Source organism: Paraconexibacter sp. AEG42_29, assembly GCF_040581415.1.
Taxonomy (GTDB): domain Bacteria; phylum Actinomycetota; class Thermoleophilia; order Solirubrobacterales; family Solirubrobacteraceae; genus Paraconexibacter.
On record NZ_CP114014.1, the window covers coordinates 5,565,817 to 5,581,792 of the forward strand.

The 15,976-nt window shown below is 73.9% G+C and carries 14 protein-coding genes and 2 pseudogenes; 12 read left to right on the forward strand and 4 right to left on the reverse strand.

What is annotated here, in order from left to right:
- Window positions 1-19: 19 nt before the first annotated feature.
- From DSM112329_RS26380 to DSM112329_RS26410, 7 genes are read left to right on the forward strand one after another with little or no spacing between them, the layout of a single operon-like run.
- On the forward strand, window positions 20-766 hold the full coding sequence (locus tag DSM112329_RS26380; RefSeq protein WP_354699558.1) for a cytochrome c biogenesis protein: 747 nt from the start codon (window positions 20-22) through the stop codon (window positions 764-766).
- The gene (locus DSM112329_RS26385) at window positions 766-993 is read left to right on the forward strand and encodes a hypothetical protein (RefSeq protein ID WP_354699559.1); all 228 of its coding nucleotides are present in this window, start codon (window positions 766-768) and stop codon (window positions 991-993) included. The genes DSM112329_RS26380 and DSM112329_RS26385 overlap by 1 nt, the downstream gene beginning before the upstream one ends.
- Window positions 990-2,363 carry a glutamyl-tRNA reductase gene (gene hemA / locus DSM112329_RS26390; protein WP_354699560.1) on the forward strand — a complete coding sequence of 458 codons (1,374 nt, stop codon included), beginning with the start codon at window positions 990-992 and terminating at the stop codon, window positions 2,361-2,363. The genes DSM112329_RS26385 and hemA overlap by 4 nt, the downstream gene beginning before the upstream one ends.
- A 19-nt stretch (window positions 2,364-2,382) precedes the next feature.
- Window positions 2,383-3,240, forward strand: coding sequence for a hydroxymethylbilane synthase (gene hemC, locus DSM112329_RS26395; RefSeq protein WP_354699561.1), 858 nt, complete (start codon window positions 2,383-2,385; stop codon window positions 3,238-3,240).
- Window positions 3,237-4,742 (forward strand): uroporphyrinogen-III C-methyltransferase, encoded by a 1,506-nt coding sequence (cobA, locus tag DSM112329_RS26400; RefSeq protein ID WP_354699562.1) that lies wholly within the window; start codon window positions 3,237-3,239, stop codon window positions 4,740-4,742. The genes hemC and cobA overlap by 4 nt, the downstream gene beginning before the upstream one ends.
- Before the next feature lie 9 nt (window positions 4,743-4,751).
- The gene (locus DSM112329_RS26405) at window positions 4,752-5,558 is read left to right on the forward strand and encodes an SAM-dependent chlorinase/fluorinase (protein WP_354699563.1); all 807 of its coding nucleotides are present in this window, start codon (window positions 4,752-4,754) and stop codon (window positions 5,556-5,558) included.
- Window positions 5,559-5,560: 2 nt separating this feature from the next.
- Window positions 5,561-6,265 (forward strand): biotin--[acetyl-CoA-carboxylase] ligase, encoded by a 705-nt coding sequence (locus tag DSM112329_RS26410; protein ID WP_354699564.1) that lies wholly within the window; start codon window positions 5,561-5,563, stop codon window positions 6,263-6,265.
- A 64-nt stretch (window positions 6,266-6,329) separates the two neighbouring features.
- Here the strand turns inward: DSM112329_RS26410 and DSM112329_RS26415 are convergent, their stop codons facing one another.
- A complete protein-coding gene (locus tag DSM112329_RS26415; protein ID WP_354699565.1) occupies window positions 6,330-7,163 on the reverse strand; it encodes a helix-turn-helix transcriptional regulator in 834 nt (277 codons plus the stop codon).
- A 102-nt stretch (window positions 7,164-7,265) separates the two neighbouring features.
- Here DSM112329_RS26415 and DSM112329_RS26420 point away from each other — a divergent pair, with 102 nt between their 5' ends.
- A complete protein-coding gene (locus DSM112329_RS26420; protein WP_354699566.1) occupies window positions 7,266-7,961 on the forward strand; it encodes an SDR family NAD(P)-dependent oxidoreductase in 696 nt (231 codons plus the stop codon).
- A gap of 33 nt (window positions 7,962-7,994) precedes the next feature.
- Here DSM112329_RS26420 and DSM112329_RS26425 read toward each other — a convergent pair whose 3' ends face one another.
- Complete coding sequence (locus tag DSM112329_RS26425) at window positions 7,995-9,200, reverse strand: ParB/RepB/Spo0J family partition protein (protein ID WP_354699567.1); 1,206 nt, start codon at window positions 9,198-9,200, stop codon at window positions 7,995-7,997.
- A 91-nt stretch (window positions 9,201-9,291) separates the two neighbouring features.
- Between DSM112329_RS26425 and DSM112329_RS26430 the strand changes: the two genes are divergently transcribed.
- Window positions 9,292-9,495 (forward strand): hypothetical protein, encoded by a 204-nt coding sequence (locus DSM112329_RS26430; protein WP_354699568.1) that lies wholly within the window; start codon window positions 9,292-9,294, stop codon window positions 9,493-9,495.
- Between the two features lies 1 nt (window position 9,496).
- Here the strand turns inward: DSM112329_RS26430 and DSM112329_RS26435 are convergent.
- Together DSM112329_RS26435 and DSM112329_RS26440 are read right to left on the reverse strand one after the other, a co-directional pair.
- Window positions 9,497-10,051 (reverse strand): annotated as a pseudogene (locus DSM112329_RS26435) (hypothetical protein); the annotation flags it as partial.
- Window positions 10,052-11,623: 1,572 nt separating this feature from the next.
- Window positions 11,624-13,375, reverse strand: a pseudogene (locus DSM112329_RS26440) (DEAD/DEAH box helicase family protein); the annotation flags it as partial.
- Window positions 13,376-13,483: 108 nt separating this feature from the next.
- Here DSM112329_RS26440 and DSM112329_RS26445 point away from each other — a divergent pair.
- From DSM112329_RS26445 to DSM112329_RS26455, 3 genes are read left to right on the forward strand one after another with little or no spacing between them, the layout of a single operon-like run.
- A complete protein-coding gene (locus DSM112329_RS26445; RefSeq protein ID WP_354699569.1) occupies window positions 13,484-14,074 on the forward strand; it encodes a TlpA disulfide reductase family protein in 591 nt (196 codons plus the stop codon).
- Window positions 14,071-15,054, forward strand: coding sequence for a DUF4921 family protein (locus DSM112329_RS26450; protein ID WP_354699570.1), 984 nt, complete (start codon window positions 14,071-14,073; stop codon window positions 15,052-15,054). Before DSM112329_RS26445 ends, DSM112329_RS26450 begins: the two co-directional genes overlap by 4 nt.
- Entirely contained in the window at window positions 15,051-15,971 is a 921-nt protein-coding gene (locus DSM112329_RS26455) for an AEC family transporter (RefSeq protein WP_354699571.1), read from the forward strand. Before DSM112329_RS26450 ends, DSM112329_RS26455 begins: the two co-directional genes overlap by 4 nt.
- Window positions 15,972-15,976: the final 5 nt, after the last annotated feature.

A 15,976-nucleotide genomic window follows, 5' to 3' on the forward strand; every position in this document is an offset into this window, starting at 1 on the left:
GAGAGAGGTCACGTCCCGGATGTACTCCAGCAAGCTGCGCATCTACACCCTGGCCACCGTGGTCACGCTGGCGACCGCCTTCGGGCTCGCCGCGCTGTACGCGCCCATCGAGGCCGATCAGGGCTTCTCGCAGAAGATCTTCTACGTGCATGTCCCGATGGCGATCGTCGCGCTCGGCGGCTTCGTCTACGGCGGGATCGAGGGGCTGCGGTACCTGCGCACCCGCGACCCGAAGCACGACCTGCGCTCCTACACGGCGATTCACATGTCGGTGATCCTCGGGCTCGGCGTGCTGATCACCGGGTCGATCTGGGCCAAGGTCGCCTGGGACGTGTGGTTCGAGTGGCGCGAGGCGACGCTCGTCAGCTTCCTGATCGTCTTCCTGCTGTATGCGACCTACCAGCCGCTGCGCTTCGCGATCCTCGACCCCGAGAAGCAGGCGCGCTACGCCGCCGTCTTTGCGGTCACCGCCGGGGCGTTCGTCCCCCTGAACTTCATGGCGGTGCGCCTCGCCGAGCCGTTCATCCACCCGCGGGTGCTGAACAACACGACCGGCGGCGCCCTCCCAACCGAGATGAAGATCCCGTTCTACATCGCGCTCGTGGGAATGACGCTGCTGTTCATCACGCTGTGCAAGCTCGAGATGACCCACAAGCTGACGCGCGGCCGCGTCAAGGGCCTGGAGCGCCGCCTGGACGCGCTCCGCGGTGAGACGGACGACAGCACGCTGCCGCCCCGCTCGGCCGCCCCGCAGGTGGTCGCCTGATGCTGCTGGCGGCGAACTTCCCGGACGGCTCCGGATACGTCCTCGCGGCGTACCTGGTCTTCTTCGCCCTGCTTCTGATCTACCTGGGCATTACGGTCTACCGGATGCTGGGACTGGAGAAGCGGCTGACGACGCTCAGCGAGGAGCTCGACCGGGCGGAGGGTCGCACCGCCGCACCCCCTCTGGCCGAGCCCGTGGCCGACACCCCGAAGGACAAGATCCTGTGACGTCCTCCTCGTCCGAGCTGCTGACGCTCGGCATCTCCTACAAGACCGCCCCCGTGGCCCTGCGTGAGCGGCTCGCGCTCACCGAGGTCGAGATGGAGCGGTTCGTCAAGCAGCTCGTCGAGGAGTCGGTCGTCCACGAGGCGGTCGCGATCTCGACCTGCAACCGGACCGAGATCTACCTCGTCAGCCAGGACCCAGTCGAGGCGGAGACGTCGCTGCTCGGGGCGCTCGCCAAGCGCGCGGACATCCGCCCGACCGAGCTCGCCGGCCTGATCTACTCGCCGCGCAACTGCGACGCGGCGCGCCACCTGTACCGGGTGACGAGCGGGCTGGAGTCCATGATCGTCGGCGAGGCCGAGGTCCAGGGGCAGGTCAAGCGCTCGTACGACTCGGCGCTGAAGGCCGGCACCACCGGCCCGCTGACGAACAAGCTGTTCACCGCCGCGCTGCAGACCGGCAAGCGCGTGCGCTCGGAGACGGGCCTGGGCTCGTCGCGGACGAGCGTGTCGACCGTCGCGGTCGACCTGGCGGCGGACGTCGTCGGCGACCTCGCAGGCCGGGACGTCGTGATCATCGGTGCCGGCGAGACCGCGGAGCTGACGGCGCAGGCGCTGGCCGCCCGCGGCGTGAGCACGCTGTTCGTCGCCAACCGCAACGCCCACCGCGCGCTGTCGCTCGCCGAGCGCTTCGGCGGCGCGGTCGTGTCGCTCGACGAGCTGCCGGCCCGCCTGGCGACCGCGGACATCGTCGTCTCCTCGACGTCGTCGCCGCATCCGATCGTCGGCTGCGAGGAGCTCGAGCTGGTCATGCGCGAGCGCGGCGGCCGGCCCCTGGTGCTGATCGACATCGCCGTCCCGCGCGACATCGAGGCGGCGTGCGGCGAGCTGACCGGCGTGACGCTGTACGACATCGATGACCTGCAGGCCGTCGTTGCGCGCAACATGTCCGTCCGCGAGGGCGAGCGCACGCAGGCGAACGCGATCGTCGAGGACGAGATCGTCCGCTTCGCCCGCTGGATGGGGCAGCTCGACGTCCGCCCGACGATCACCGCCCTGCGCGAGCACGGGACCGACATCGTCGAAGCCGTCCTCGCCGAGAACGCCTCCCGCTGGGAGTCCGCGTCGCCCCGCGACCTGGCGCGCATCGACGCCGTCGCCCGCGCGGTGATGCAGCGGCTGCTGCACGAGCCGACGGTGCGGCTGAAGAGCATGCAGGAACACGGCACGTCGACCGGCCACGGCCGCCTGCAGCTCGTCCGCGAGCTGTTCGCCCTGGACGAGGCGGCGGACGTGGTCCCGGCCGCCGCGGACGGCTGCCCCGTGCCGGCGGACAACGTGCGGGCGCTCGGCGGGCGCCGGCGCGGCGCGTAGCCGGCGCAGGCTCACCGGCATGCGGATCGGGACGCGGGGGTCGGCGTTGGCGCTCGCCCAGGCGCAGATGGTGGCGGACGCCGTCGGCGGTGACGCGGAGATCGTGGTCATCACGACGACCGGGGACCGCAACCGCGCGCTGGCCGACAAGGCCAAGTGGGTCACGGAGCTCGAACGCGCGCTCGCGGACGGTGAGATCGACATAGCCGTGCACTCGGCGAAGGACGTTCCGACCGTGCTGCCCGAGGGCCTGGACCTGGTCGGCTGCCTGCCGCGCGAGGACCCGCGCGACGCGGTCTGCGGGCGGCTGGAGGCCGACGGACGGCCCGCCCGGGTCGGGACCGCGTCGCTGCGCCGGGCCGCGCAGCTGCGGTCGCTGCCGGCGATCGGCGACGGGCAGATCGAGGTCGTCGAGATCCGCGGGAACGTCGACACCCGGCTCGGGAAGCTCGCCTCCGGGGAGGTCGACGCGGTCGTCCTGGCGCTCGCGGGCCTGAAGCGCCTGGGCCGCGAGGCGGCCGTCGACAGCGTCCTGGACGACCTCGTCCCCGCCGCCGGCCAGGGCACCGTCGTGATCGAGGCGCGGACCGGCTTCACGCTGGACCTGCGCGACGACGCGACCTGGCGCGCGCTGACGGCCGAGCGCGCCTGCGTGCACGCGCTGGGCGCCGACTGCGCGTCTGCCGTCGGCGCGCACCTGCGCCCGGACGGCACGCTCGTCGCCTGGGTCGGCGCGATCGACGGGTCGGCCTGGCTGCGCGACGAGCTGCGCGTCGCCCCGGACGCCGACCCGCACGCGCTCGGCGTCCAGGTGGCCGAGCGGCTGCTTGCCTCCGGCGCCCGCGACCTCCTGGACAACGGGACGACACAGGTATGAGCGACGACGACATCACCGAGCGGCTCGCGCCCGGCACCGCGTACCTCGTCGGCTCCGGCCCGGGCGACCGCGGGCTGATGACCGCCCGCTCGCTGGAGCTGCTCGCGACGGCGGACGTCATCCTGTACGACAAGCTGATCCCCGACGGCGCGCTGTCGGACGTCCGCGAGGACGCGATCCTGGTCGACGTCGGCAAGATCGGCGGGGGCAAGCAGGTGCCGCAGGAGACCACGACGGCGCTGGTCGTCGAGCACGCGCTCGCCGGCCGCTCGGTCGTGCGGCTGAAGGGCGGCGACCCGTTCGTCTTCGGCCGCGGCGGCGAGGAGGCGCAGGCCTGCGCTGCCGCCGCTGTCCCGTTCGAGGTCGTCCCCGGCGTCACCGCCGGCATCGCCGCGTCCGCGTACGCCGGCGTTCCGGTCACCCAGCGCGGGGTGGCCGCGGCTGTGGCGTTCGTCACCGGTCACGAGGACCCCGCCAAGCCCGAGACCCAGATCGACTGGCCCGCACTGGCCGCGTTCCCCGGGACGCTGGTCTTCTACATGGGCGTGCGACAGCTGCCGCGGATCGCGGAGCAGCTGATCGCGGGCGGGCGCAGCGCCGACGAGCCCGTCGCGATCGTCCAGCGCGGGACCTATGGCGATCAGCGGTCGATCCGCGGCGTGCTGTCCACCATCGCCGCCGACGCCGAGGCGGCGCAGATCAAGCCGCCGTCGATCACGGTCATCGGGCCCGTCGCCGCGCTGCACGACGAGCTCGCGTGGCTCGACGCCGCCCGGCCCCTGGCCGGCGTGACCGTCGCGGTCACCCGGGCCCGCGCCCAGGCCAGCGCGCTGGCGGCCCGGCTGCGCACGCTCGGCGCGACGGCGATCGAGGCGCCGGCGATCCGGATCGAGCCGCTCGAGGCGGAGGTCCCCGACCTCACCACCTACGACCTCGTCGCCTTCACGTCGCCGAACGCCGTCGACCGCTTCTTCGCCCTGGTCCGCGACGCCCGCGTCCTGGCCGGGCCGACCGTCGCCGCCATCGGCCCCGGCACCGCGCGCGCGCTCAGGGCCCACGGCATCGCCGCGGACGTCGTCCCGCCGCGGTCGATCGCCGAGTCGCTCGTCGACGCGCTGGCCGAGGTCCCCGTCACCCGCGCCCTGATCCCCCGGGCCGAGGAGGCGCGCGACGTGCTGCCGGACGCCCTGGCCGCCCGTGGCGCCGAGGTCACCGTGCTGCCGCTTTACCGGACCGTCGCCGAGCCGCTGGACGACACGGCACGGGACGCCGCGCTCGGCGCCCGCTACGCGACGTTCACCTCCGCGAGCTCCGTCCGCTTCTTCCACGCGGCGGCCGGCACGCTGGAGGGGCCGCGGATCGTCTCGATCGGCCCGGCGACGAGCGCCGCGCTGCGGGAGCTCGGCTGCGAGCCCGACGTGGAGGCCGAGGTCCACACCCCGGACGGGCTCGTCGCCGCCCTCGTGGCCGACGCCGCCCATCACGCGCAGACGTCTGAATAGACTCGCGCGGTGCCTGTCCCACCCCGCCCGATCAGCTTCCTGTCCGACTACGGGATCGCCGACGAGTTCGTCGGGGTCTGCCACGGGGTGATGGCGCGGATCGCGCCCGGCGTGCAGATCATCGACCTCGCGCACGGCCTGCCGCGCCACGATGTCCGTGCGGGCGCGCTGATGCTGCGGCGCGCGCTGCCGTTCATGCCGCCCGGGGTCCACCTGGCCGTCGTCGACCCCGACGTCGGGACCAAGCGCCGCGCGATCGCGCTGCGCACCGCGGAGGAGGACCGCATCCTCGTCGGGCCGGACAACGGCCTGCTTGCACTCGCCGCCCAACGCTTCGGCGGCGCGATCGACGCGGTCGACGTGAGCCGCTCCCCGCATCGCCTCGAGCCGGTGTCGGCCACCTTCCACGGCCGCGACATCTTCGCCCCGGTCGCCGCGGCCCTGGCCGCCGGTGCCGAGCTGCTGGACGCCGGCGACCCGATCGACGCCGACGAGATCACGCTGCTGCACATGCCGATGGCGATGGTGGAGCCCGAGGGCCTCGCGGCGCACGCGGTCGGCTTCGACCGCTTCGGGAACATCACGCTCGACGTGGAGCACCAGGAGCTGACCGAGACCGGCCTGCGCCTGGGGCGGCCGGTGACGATCAACGGGCATCCCGCCCACTACGCGGTCACGTTCTCGGACGTGCGCGCCGGCGAGCTGCTGCTGTACGAGGACGCGTACCGCACGCTCGCGATCGCGGTCAACCGCGGCTCCGCGCGCGACACGCTGAACGTCGTCCTGGACGACGAGCTGACGATCAAGCCGGGCTGACCGTGTCGGTCCTGGGGCGACCGCGCCTGCACCTGCGGGAGACGACGTCCACGAACGAGCGGGCGCGCGCGGCGGCTGCGGCCGGCGCGCCGCACGGGCTGCTCGTGACGGCGGACGCGCAGACGGCGGGCCGCGGCCGCCAGGGCCGGACGTGGGCGGCGCCGCCCGGCCACGCGCTGCTGCTGTCCGTCCTGCTGCGGGACCCGGTCCCCCTGCTGCCCCTCTACGCGGCGGTGGCGGTGGCGGAGACGGTCGCGTCCGTCGCCCCCGATCGCGCCCCCGGGATCAAGTGGCCGAACGACGTCCACCTCGACGGCCGCAAGGTCGCGGGCATCCTGGTGGAGGGCCGGCCGCAGGAGCGCTGGGCCGTCCTCGGGATCGGCCTGAACGTGGCCGTCGACATCGAGGAGCTTCCCGCCGAGCTGCACGGGACCGCCGCCACGCTCGGCCTGCAGCCCACGCAGCGCGAGCCCGTCCTGGCGGCGCTGCTCGACCGGCTGGAGGAGGTCCTCGCGCTCACGACCTCGGACCTGCTCGAGGCCTGGCGCGCGCGGGACGTGCTGCGCGGCCGCGAGGTCCGCTGGGCGAGCGGGAGCGGGACGGCGGCGGGGGTCGACGGGGACGGCCGACTGGTGGTCGAGCTCGACGGCGGGGGCCGGACGGCACTCGACGCGGGCGAGGTCCACCTCGGTCGCGGCGCCGGCTGACACGGCGTCATCAGGAGTTCCGCCACCGCCCGGGGGCGGGAACGCGGGGTCAGCGAATGTTGGCTCAGAACGTCTGCAGGCCGACCGCGCCGAGGAGGGCCAGCGCGTCCGCGTCCGGCGAGCCCGGCGGCGCGGTGTGGATGACGATCCGCAGGTCGCTGCCGTGGACGGTGAGCACGTCGCAGTCGACGGTGATGCGGCCGACCGCGGGGTGGTCGAACGTCTTGTGCTCGGCGGTGCGCTTGGCGACGGGCCGTTGCTCCCACAGGTGGGCGAACTGCGGGCTGGCGGCGCGTAGCGCAGCGATGAGCTCGCGGAGCCCGGTGTCGGCCGGGAAGCGCCCTAGCGCGTCGTGCAGGTCGCCGACCGCACTCGCGGCGAACACCGCATCCTCGTCCGCCGTTCGCACCACCCGCGAGGGCAGCCCCAGGAAGAAGCGCCACAGGACGTTCCGCTCCAGTCCGGTGTAGTGGGACTCGTCGCCCAGCAGCGCCGCGCCCAAGGGGTTGGTGGCGACGATCCACCAGGCGGGGTCGGACACGAAGACCGGCACGTCCGTGAAGCGGTCCAGGACGCGGTGGACCGCCGGCGTCAGGTGCTGGTCGATCTGCCCGGTCCCCGGCGGCAGGTGACCCGCGAGGCGATAGAGATGGTCGCGCTCGTCGTCGGTCAGCCGCAACGCCCGGGCCAGCGGCGCGAGGACCGAGGGGGACGGGCTGTCGGCGCGACCCTGCTCGAGCCGGGCCAGGTAGTCGACGGACAGCCCGGCGAGCTGCGCGACCTCCTCACGGCGTAGGCCGGGCGCGCGGCGGCGGCGGCCGGCGGCGAGGCCCGCCGACTCCGGGTTCAGCCGGTCCCGCCACGAGCGCAGGCAGCCGGCGAGCTCGTCGTCGTCCATGCCGCCCACTATGGCGCGTGCCACACGGCGGAGGGTCGCCCTGCGAGTCCCAGGCTCCGCCATCCGCTTGTGCGGGAGCCCGCCGGGACACACCATGGGGACATGCCGAACACACTGATCACCGGAGCGAACAAGGGCCTCGGGAAGGAGGCCGCCCGCCGCCTGCTGGCGGCCGGACACGACGTCTGGGTCGGGGCCCGCGACCCCGAGCGCGGCCGCGCCGCCGCCGACGAGCTCGGCGCGCGGTTCGTCCAGCTCGACGTCACCGACGACGCCAGCGTCGCTGCCGCCGTCGCCACGATCGAGGCGGACGGGGGCCTGGACGTCCTCGTCAACAATGCCGGTGTCGCCACGACCTTCGGCGTCCCGGTCGGCGACGTCACGGCGGAAGCGGTCGAGGCGGTCCACGCCACGAACGTGATCGGCGTGGTCCGCGTGACGCAGGCGTTCATGCCGCTGCTCGAGCGGTCCGCGGCGCCGGTCGTCGTCAACGTCTCCAGCGGTCTTGGGTCGTTCGCGAGCGTCCTGGACGAGTCGCGGATCGAGAGCAAGGTGATCGACCTGGCGTACCTGTCCTCCAAGGCCGCGGTGAACATGCTCACCGTCCAGTACGCGAAGGCCTATCCCGGCGTGCGCATCAACTGCGTCGACCCGGGCTACACCGCGACCGACCTGAACCACAACCAGGGTCACCAGACGGTGGAGGAGGGGACGGACGCCATGGTGCGGATGGCGCAGATCGGGCCGGACGGGCCGACCGGGACCACGAGCGACCGCGAGGGTCCCGCACGCTGGTAGGCCGACCGACTGCGTCGGTCGCCTTGGGAGTCCTCAGTCCAGGCGGGAGCGGAGCGCGCGCGGTGGCTCGGGCGAGTCCATGAGCAGCTGCAGGCCCAGCTGACGCAGGACACCCAGCCGCTCCTCCGGGCGCAGCGAGAAGGCGTACGCGTGGGCGTCCGCCTCCGACGCGACCCCCATCGCGCTGGCCTGCTGAGCCGGCACCGCGTTCGCCAGGATCAGGCCGAGCAGGAAGCCGTCGACGTCCTCCGGGTCCAGGTCGCCGCGCAGCCCGCCGGCCTGGGCGGGCGCCGCGTCCGGCCGCGCAGGCCCGCGCAGCCCGGCCGCCGCCGCGCCGGTGGTCGGCGCCGGCGCCCGCGAGGACTCCCACTCGCGCTGCTCGGCGCCGTCGCGGCGATCGGCCGCGGCCGCGTCGGCGCCCGCCCAGCGCGCCTCGTCCAGCTGGCGCGAGAGCTCGTCGTAGTTCTTCGGCTTCGGCGGCTGGTAGCCGACCTCGCGCTTGAGGCTGTTCGTCGTGATCTCCCCCTCGACGTGCTGCTCGACGAGGTCGGCGGCGGTCGCCTCGGAGACGTCGCCGCGCGCGATCCCGCGGCGGACGACGTCGGCGACCGTGAACGAGAGGTCACCCTGCTCCACGCGCTCGATGATCGACTCCGGCAGGTCGAGCATCCGCAGTGCCTTGCGCGTCCACGCGATCGGCGCGCCGACCAGCTGCGAGACGTCCGCCGCCGTCAGCTCGTCGTCCTCGGCCATGATCGCCCGCGCCGCGCGGGCGAACTGGACGGGCTCGGGTTTGTTCTGGTGGAAGTTCTCCGCGAACTGCATCGTCAGCGCCTCGCGCCGGGAGATGCCGTCGACGAGCGTGAAGCGCCAGTCCTCACGGGCGCCCTCCGCCTCGTCCAGCAGCGCCATCGCCGCGTGCCGGCGGCGTCCGGCCAGCAACTCGTAGGGCTGGCCCTCGTCGCCCGTGGCCCGGACGAGCGGCGGGTGCAGCACGCCGCTCTCCTTGATCGACAGCGCCAGCTCGTGGATGTCGGGCAACGCGCCGGTCCGCATGTTGACCATCGTCTTCACCTTCGCGAGCGGCGCCACGACCACCTCGTGGGCCTTCGTCGCCGTGTCGCCGAAGGGCTCACGCCGCAGCTCCGCGGAGCGCTCGGCCCGCTCGGCGCGGTCCGCCTCCTGGCGGTTCTGTTCGACGGCCTCTTCGGCGTTCTGGAGCTGATCGACCTGTGACATGAGCGGGGCATGGAAGCAGACCGGCCCGACGGCGTGCAACGCCCCTGCCGATCACAAGGCGCGGATCGGCCGATTCGCTACCTTGGGGTGCATGAATCTCAAGCGCCTCACTGATCAGGCCAAGAAGGTCGTCGACAAGCGCGGCGGCAACGAGTCCGTCAAGCAGGACCTCGGCGAGCTCAAGGACATCGCGAAGGGCAAGGGCAGCTTCAAGGACAAGGCCAAGGCCGCCGGGGCCGCCATCAAGGAGCCCGGCGCGCCGAACAAGCAGCCGCCGCGCCCGCCGGCCGCCTGATCTAAGCGGCGTCGGCGGCCGGCTTCTTCGCCGCCGCCGGCTTCTTCGCGGCAGCGGGCTTTTTCGCCGCAGCGGGCTTCTTCGCCGCAGCGGGCTTCTTCGCCGCAGCGGGCTTCTTCGCCGCTGCCGGCTTCTTCGCCACGGGCTTGGCCGCGGCTCCGGCGGCCTTCGTCGCGGCCGGCTTCTTCGCCGCCGCGGGCTTCGCGGCCGCCGGCTTCTTGACCGCGGCGGGCTTCTTCGCGGCGGGCTTCGCCGCGGCGGCGGGTTCGTCCGCGGCCGCCGTGGCCGTCTTCGCCGCCGCCGGACGTTTCGCGGCTGCCGGCTTCTTCGCCGCGGCCGCCGTCTTGGCAACCGCCGTCCTGGCCGCAGCCGGCTTGCGCGGTGCCGCGGGCTGCTTCGCGGCCGTCGCAGCGGCGACCGACGACCCCTCGGCGACGACCGTCTCCTTCGACGCAGCGGCGGTACGCGGCGCAGCGGGACGCTTCGACGCGGCCGCCGGCTTCTTGGCTGCGGGCTTGCGGGCAGCGGGCTTCCTGGCCGGCGGCTTCGCCGGCGCGGGCCCCGCGCGGCCCGCGATCAGATCCACGATGTCCGGTGCATCGGCCACCGGCTCCGGCTCCTCGTTCGTCACGACCCGCCGCACACGCGGCTTGCCTGCCGGCTTCACCGGCGGGGAAGGGGAGTCCGCGTCCGCCGCCGGCGCCGGGATCGCACCCGTCGCCTCGGCGCTGCCGTCGGGGGCCGCCTTCGCCGCCGACGGCTTGGCCGACCGGGCCGAGCGGCGCGACCGCGGGCCCTTGCGGGACGAGCCCTCGTTCTCGAACGCCTCGGCCGGCGCGGACGCGGCCGCCGGTTCGTCGTCCCGCACTGCCGCCACGGGCTCCGCGTGCGCCTCGGGCGCGGGAGCGTCCGGGGCCTGGGCCTGGGCGACCGCCGGGTCACCCGTCTGCCGCGCACCGTTGCGGCGCCGGCGCCGGCGGGCGGAGCGCGACTGGCCCTGACCGGGCGGGTTCACGACCCCGCCACCGAGCGACGCGGCGGCGGCGGCGATCGCATCGCCGCCCCCGCTCGCAGCAGCGGTGGCGGTGGCGGCCGCGACCGCCGGGGTCCGCGGCGCGCGCCGGGTCTGCGTCTTCGCCTGCTCGACCGAGGTGTCGACGACCGTCTCGACGGCGACCGGCGGCTGCCCGTTCTTCTTCTGCTTGCCCCGGCGGCGACCGCGGCGGCCGCGCGCCTTCGGGAAGTTGCGCAGCAGCTCGCGCGACAGCGCACTGGGCTTGCGGGCCATGCGCGTGCGCGCCCCGCGGATGACCTCCATGGCTTCCGGCGTGTGAGCGACCGCGGCCGCGAGCAGCGCCGCCGACAGACGGCGGTCCTGCTTGCGGGAAGCGTGGACGAGCCGCCGTGCGTTGCGGGCGTGCGCACCACCGGACGAGTTCACGAGCAGGCCCAGCAGCCGCTTGGTCTCGGGCCAGCGCTGCACGGCGTACTCCTCGTGCACGTCGCGCGTCATGTCGGCGAGGTCCCAGATCCACTGCGACGCCTGGTCACGGCGGCCGATGCGCTTCTCCGCGAGCGCCTGCAGCAGGACCTTGACGCCCTCGCGGCGCTCGTCGCGCGTCCACATCCCCACGATGTCGACCGACTGCACGAACGCCTCGGGGTCCTTGGCTGCAGCGATCTCCTGCAGCGCGCGGATGCGCAGCTGGGCGTTGCGGTTGCGCTCGAGCGCGGTGATCAGGAAGCGGCGCTTCAGGTCGCCCGAGCGGTCGAACTGGAGCATCGCGCGCGCCCGGCGCCAGCCGGACGGTGCCACCCGGGCGCCGGCCAGTGCGGCCCACATGTGCTGCTCGCCCCAGTCCAGGAACTCGACGGCGATCCGCCAGAGCTCGCGCTCGAAGACCTCGTGGCGGCGGTCCTCCTCCGCGCAGACCGGGACGACGCGACGCTCGACGCGCAGCCGCCGTCCGCGTCCCCGGCGCACGGGGCCGACGACGATGGCGCCGCCGCGGTAGACGTCGCGGTCCAGGAGCGAGTGCAGCGTGACGACCGGGTCGTCGTTCTTCGTCGCGGGGTGGACGAAGTCGACGACGACGCCGGCCTCCTTCCCGGGATGGGTCCGGGTGACGCGGCCCACGCGCTGCTGGTAGATGCGCTTGGACGCCGTCGGCGCGAGGTGCATGCAGACCGTGGCGCGCGGCGAGTTCCAGCCCTCGGCCAGCAGCTGCGCGTTGACCAGGACGTCGATCTCGCCGGACTCGTAGTCGGCCAGGATCTGGGCCAGCTCGCGCTTGGGCGTCTCACCCGAAACGGCGCGGGCCTTGATGTCGAGGGCGCGCAGTGACTCGGCGACGTTGTAGGCGTGGCGCACGCCGGCCGCGTAGATGACCCCGGGAACACCGTTGAAGCGCGTCTTGTAGAGGTCGGCGATCGCCATGTTGAACGGCAGCTGGTCGAGCAGCTCGGCCAGCATCTCCTGGTCGAACTCGACGTCCACGTCGCCGCGCCGCAGGGGCACGTTGGCGATCGTCTTGACGTTCACGCCCGGGGGGATGCGGATCCCGCGCAGGGGCGCGATCACCCCGCGGCGGGCGGCCTGCGCGAGGTCGAAGCGCGAGGTCTGCGTCGGGAAGAGGTCGGTGACGTGCCGCGCGATCAGCGCGCCGGTCGCCGTCATGCCGACGAAGACGGGCCCGGTCCACTCGCGGATCGCGGCGGACGTCTTCTCGCCGAGCGCCGTGTGGGCCTCGTCGCAGATGACGATCGTGTAGGCCGGCGAGATGTTGCCGGCGTGCCGGACGAACCACTGGTACGTCTCCACGGTCACCGGACCGTTCGCCAGGTCCGCCCCGTCGCCGCCGAGCAGCGCGGGAGAGATGCGGTCCTCGTAGCCGCGCTGCTTCAGCTCGCCGTGGAACTGGTCCACGAGGTTGCGGCGGTGGGTGAGGATCAGGATGCCGCCGGTGCGCGAGGCGTCGACGAAGCCCATCGCGGCGACGGTCTTGCCCGCGCCCGTCGCGTGCTCGAACCAGAAGCGCTTGGCGGCGTTCGGGTCGTCGGCCGCGCCGGGGGCGATGTCGTCGTCGAGATCGTCGTCGGCGTCGTCCTCGTAGGAGGCGGCCTCGTCGTCGTGGTCGTCCTCGGGGAGCTCCTCGATCTCGACCGAGCCGAGGTCCTCGTCCTCGTCGTCGTCCTCGTCGGGGGCGGCCTTGGAGAGCGGGACGTCGTCCTCGTCCAGGTCGTCCGGGTCCAGCTCGAGGTCGAGGTCGTCGTGGTCGTCGTCGGCGTCGTCCTCGAGCGCCTCGGGGTCGGGGTCGGCCTCGTCGGCGGACGCGTCGGCGGCGTCGTGATCGGCGGGCGACTCGTCGACGGCGAGGACCGGCGCGGCGGACGCGCGCTCCCCGGGGGCGGCGTTCGAACCCTGCGCGGCGGCGAGCAGCGCCGTGAGCGTGCCGGACAGCGCGTCGACCTGGTGCGGGTTCAGCAGCGTGCCGTCGGCCAGGCGCGCCTCCTCCGTGTGCAGGACGCGCTCGAGGCCGAGCAGCAGCGAGTACCGGCGGCGCCACTTCGTCGACGGGACCTTGGCCCCGTCCTCCAGCTCCCGTGCCGCGCGATCGAAGGCACGCCGGCGGGCGGTGCCGGGACGAAGCGCGGTCGCGAGGTCCTCCCCGTCGTGGACGAAGGGTTCGCGCGTGAACTGCTCGACTGCCTGCAGCAACGCAGGATCGGGAAGCGGTGGGGCCTGGTGGGCCACCGACGTGGACTCAGCCATAGGCGGCTCGGGATCTCGATGGAAGGTCGCGGCGAAGGCCTGCGACCGTGGACGGGCCGGGAACCAGCCGGCAAGACGTGAGGACCTCTCCCAGAAGCGGCGCCTCATCTAGCGCGGTTCGGGCGTGAGGATATCGCACCACGCGGGTGATGCGACGCCTGCTCCCGACACGCCAGGGCAACGGCGCCGCAACGCAGAGGAACTACCCTTCGGCTCATGCGTCGCAAGCTCATCGCCGCCGCCGCCGCGGCCGCGGTCATCGTCGCCGTCGTGATCGGCCTCTCGCAGGCGCCCACGACGGACACGGACCCGGAGCCGACCACCTTCTCCCTCGCCCAGGCGCGGAAGGACCTCGCCGGTTCGCCGGTGGAGCTCGCGGCGCTGCACGTCCAGAGCTCGCAGCTGCTCGACGGCGGCAAGGACGCGGTGAAGGCGCGCCTCACCGCGCTGAAGGGCACGCCCGTGGTGGTCAACAAGTGGGCGTCGTGGTGCGGGCCGTGCCGCGCGGAGTTCCCGTACCTGCAGCGGTCCAGCACGACGTACGGCAAGGAGGTCGCCTTCGTCGGCCTGAACTCGGGGGACAACGACGACGACGCCGCGTCGTTCCTGAAGAAGTTCCCGGTGCCGTATCCGAGCTACAAGGATCCGCGCGAGAAGGTCGCGCTCGCGCTGAAGGCCAGCACGAACTACCCGATCACGATCTTCTACGACGCGTCCGGCAAGCAGGTCTACCTCCATCAGGGTGGCTACCCCACGCAGGAGAAGCTCGATGCGGACCTGAAGAAGTACCTGAAGCTCGGCACGTGACGCACGAGATCCGGGTCGACCCGCTGACCGGGCTGCGGGCGATCATCGCGCCCGCCCGCGCCGGCCGGCCGCAGGCGCTCGCCGCGGTCGCGCCCGCAGCGCCGATCGTCCGGGCCGACGACCCGTTCGCGGCCGGACACGAGGACCGCACCCCGCCGGCGATCCTCGAGCGCGGGGCGGGCGGGTCCGCGGCGCCCGGCGGCGGCTGGGCCGTGCGCGTCGTCCCCAACCTCTACCCGGCGCTGACGCCGGACGCCGCGGACCCGGAGCCCTCGCACCGCCCCGACCTGTTCGGCGCTGCCGCCGCGACGGGTGCCAGCGAGGTGATCGTCAATGCGCCCGACCCCGTCCACTCCCTGGCCGACCTAGACGCTGCGCAGGTGGCCCTCGCGGTCGACGTCTGGCGCGAGCGCATGCGGGCCCACCCCGACGCGGCGTACGTCCACGTGCACGTCAACGAGCGCGCCGAGGGCGGCGCGACGCAGCCGCACACGCACGCGCAGCTGCTGGCGCTCGACTTCGTCCCCGCCCTCGTGGCCCGCGAGCGCGAGCGCTTCGGCGCCTACGCCACGCGCACGATGGGCGGCGACCTGCTCAGCGACCTGCTGCAGGAGGAGGTCCGCCAGCGCGACCGGATCGTCGCCATCGACTCCGAGGCCGTCCTGCTGGCGCCGTACGCGTCCGCGTCCCCGTACCGGCTGATGCTGGTCCCGCGCCGCGGCCGCGACCGGTTCGAGGCGGAAGGGCCGTCCGGCGCCGCGCTGCTCCACGACGGCCTGCAGCGCCTCAAGCGGCGGTTCGGCAGCTCGCCGCCGCTGACCCTCTGGGTGCGGACCGCGCCGCAGGGCGCGACCCGCTTCTGCTGGCACATCGAGATCGCGCCGCGGCTCACGGCGCTGGCCGGCCTGGAGCTCGGCACGGGCGTGCACCTGAACCCCGTCGCACCCGAGCTGGCCGCCGCCGAGCTCCGCGACGCGTGATCCTCGTCATCGCCGGGATCCTCGCGTCGGCGGGGCTGGGCGCGGCGTTCGAGCACCGCTGGCGCGAACGGACCATCCCCGTCACCGACCGGGCGATCCAGCTCCTGCTGTACGTCCTGATGCCGTTCGTGACGTTCTTCTCGCTGGCCCGGCTGGACCTGGGCAGCGGCGTCGGACTCGGCCTGCTGGTCGGCTGGATCGAGCTGCTCGTGGTCGGCGGGATCGGGTGGCTCGTCGCGACGCGGCTGCTCGGCCTGGACCGCGCCGGGGCCGGCACGCTGACGATCTGCTGCCTGCTGGCGAACACCGGCTACCTCGGCGTCCCGCTGAACGCAGCGCTGCTGGGGCACGACGCGATCGGGCCGGCGATCGCGTGGGACGTGGCGATCAGCGGGCCGATGCTGTTCGTCTTCGGCTTCGGGATCGCCGCCGCCTGCGGGACGAAGGCCGGGGAGACGGCGCGCGAGCGGGTCCGGGCGTTCCTGACGCGCAACCCCCCGCTGCTCGCGCTCGTCGCCGGCCTGGTCGCGCCAGACGTGCTGGCCCCGGACATCCTGGTCACGATCGCCCATGACGCCGCGATCGCCCTGCTGCCCGTCGGCTTCTTCGTGCTTGGCGTGCACCTCGCCCGCGAGCAGGACGAGGGCGTGGTCCGGTTCCCGCCCCCGCTCACCCGGCCCATCGGGGCGATCATCGGGCTGCGCCTCGTCGCCGCCCCGGTCCTCTTCGGGGTCCTGGCGCTGACGCTGGCCGACGTCCCCGACGCCTACCGGCTGCAGGCCGCGATGCCCTGCGGCATCAACGCGCTGATCGCCGCGCACACCTACGGGCTCGACCTGCGGATGGCCGCGAGCGCCGTCGCCTGGACGACCGGGCTGGCCGTGGCCGCGTCCGGCGTCGCGGGTGTCGTGACGTAGCCTGC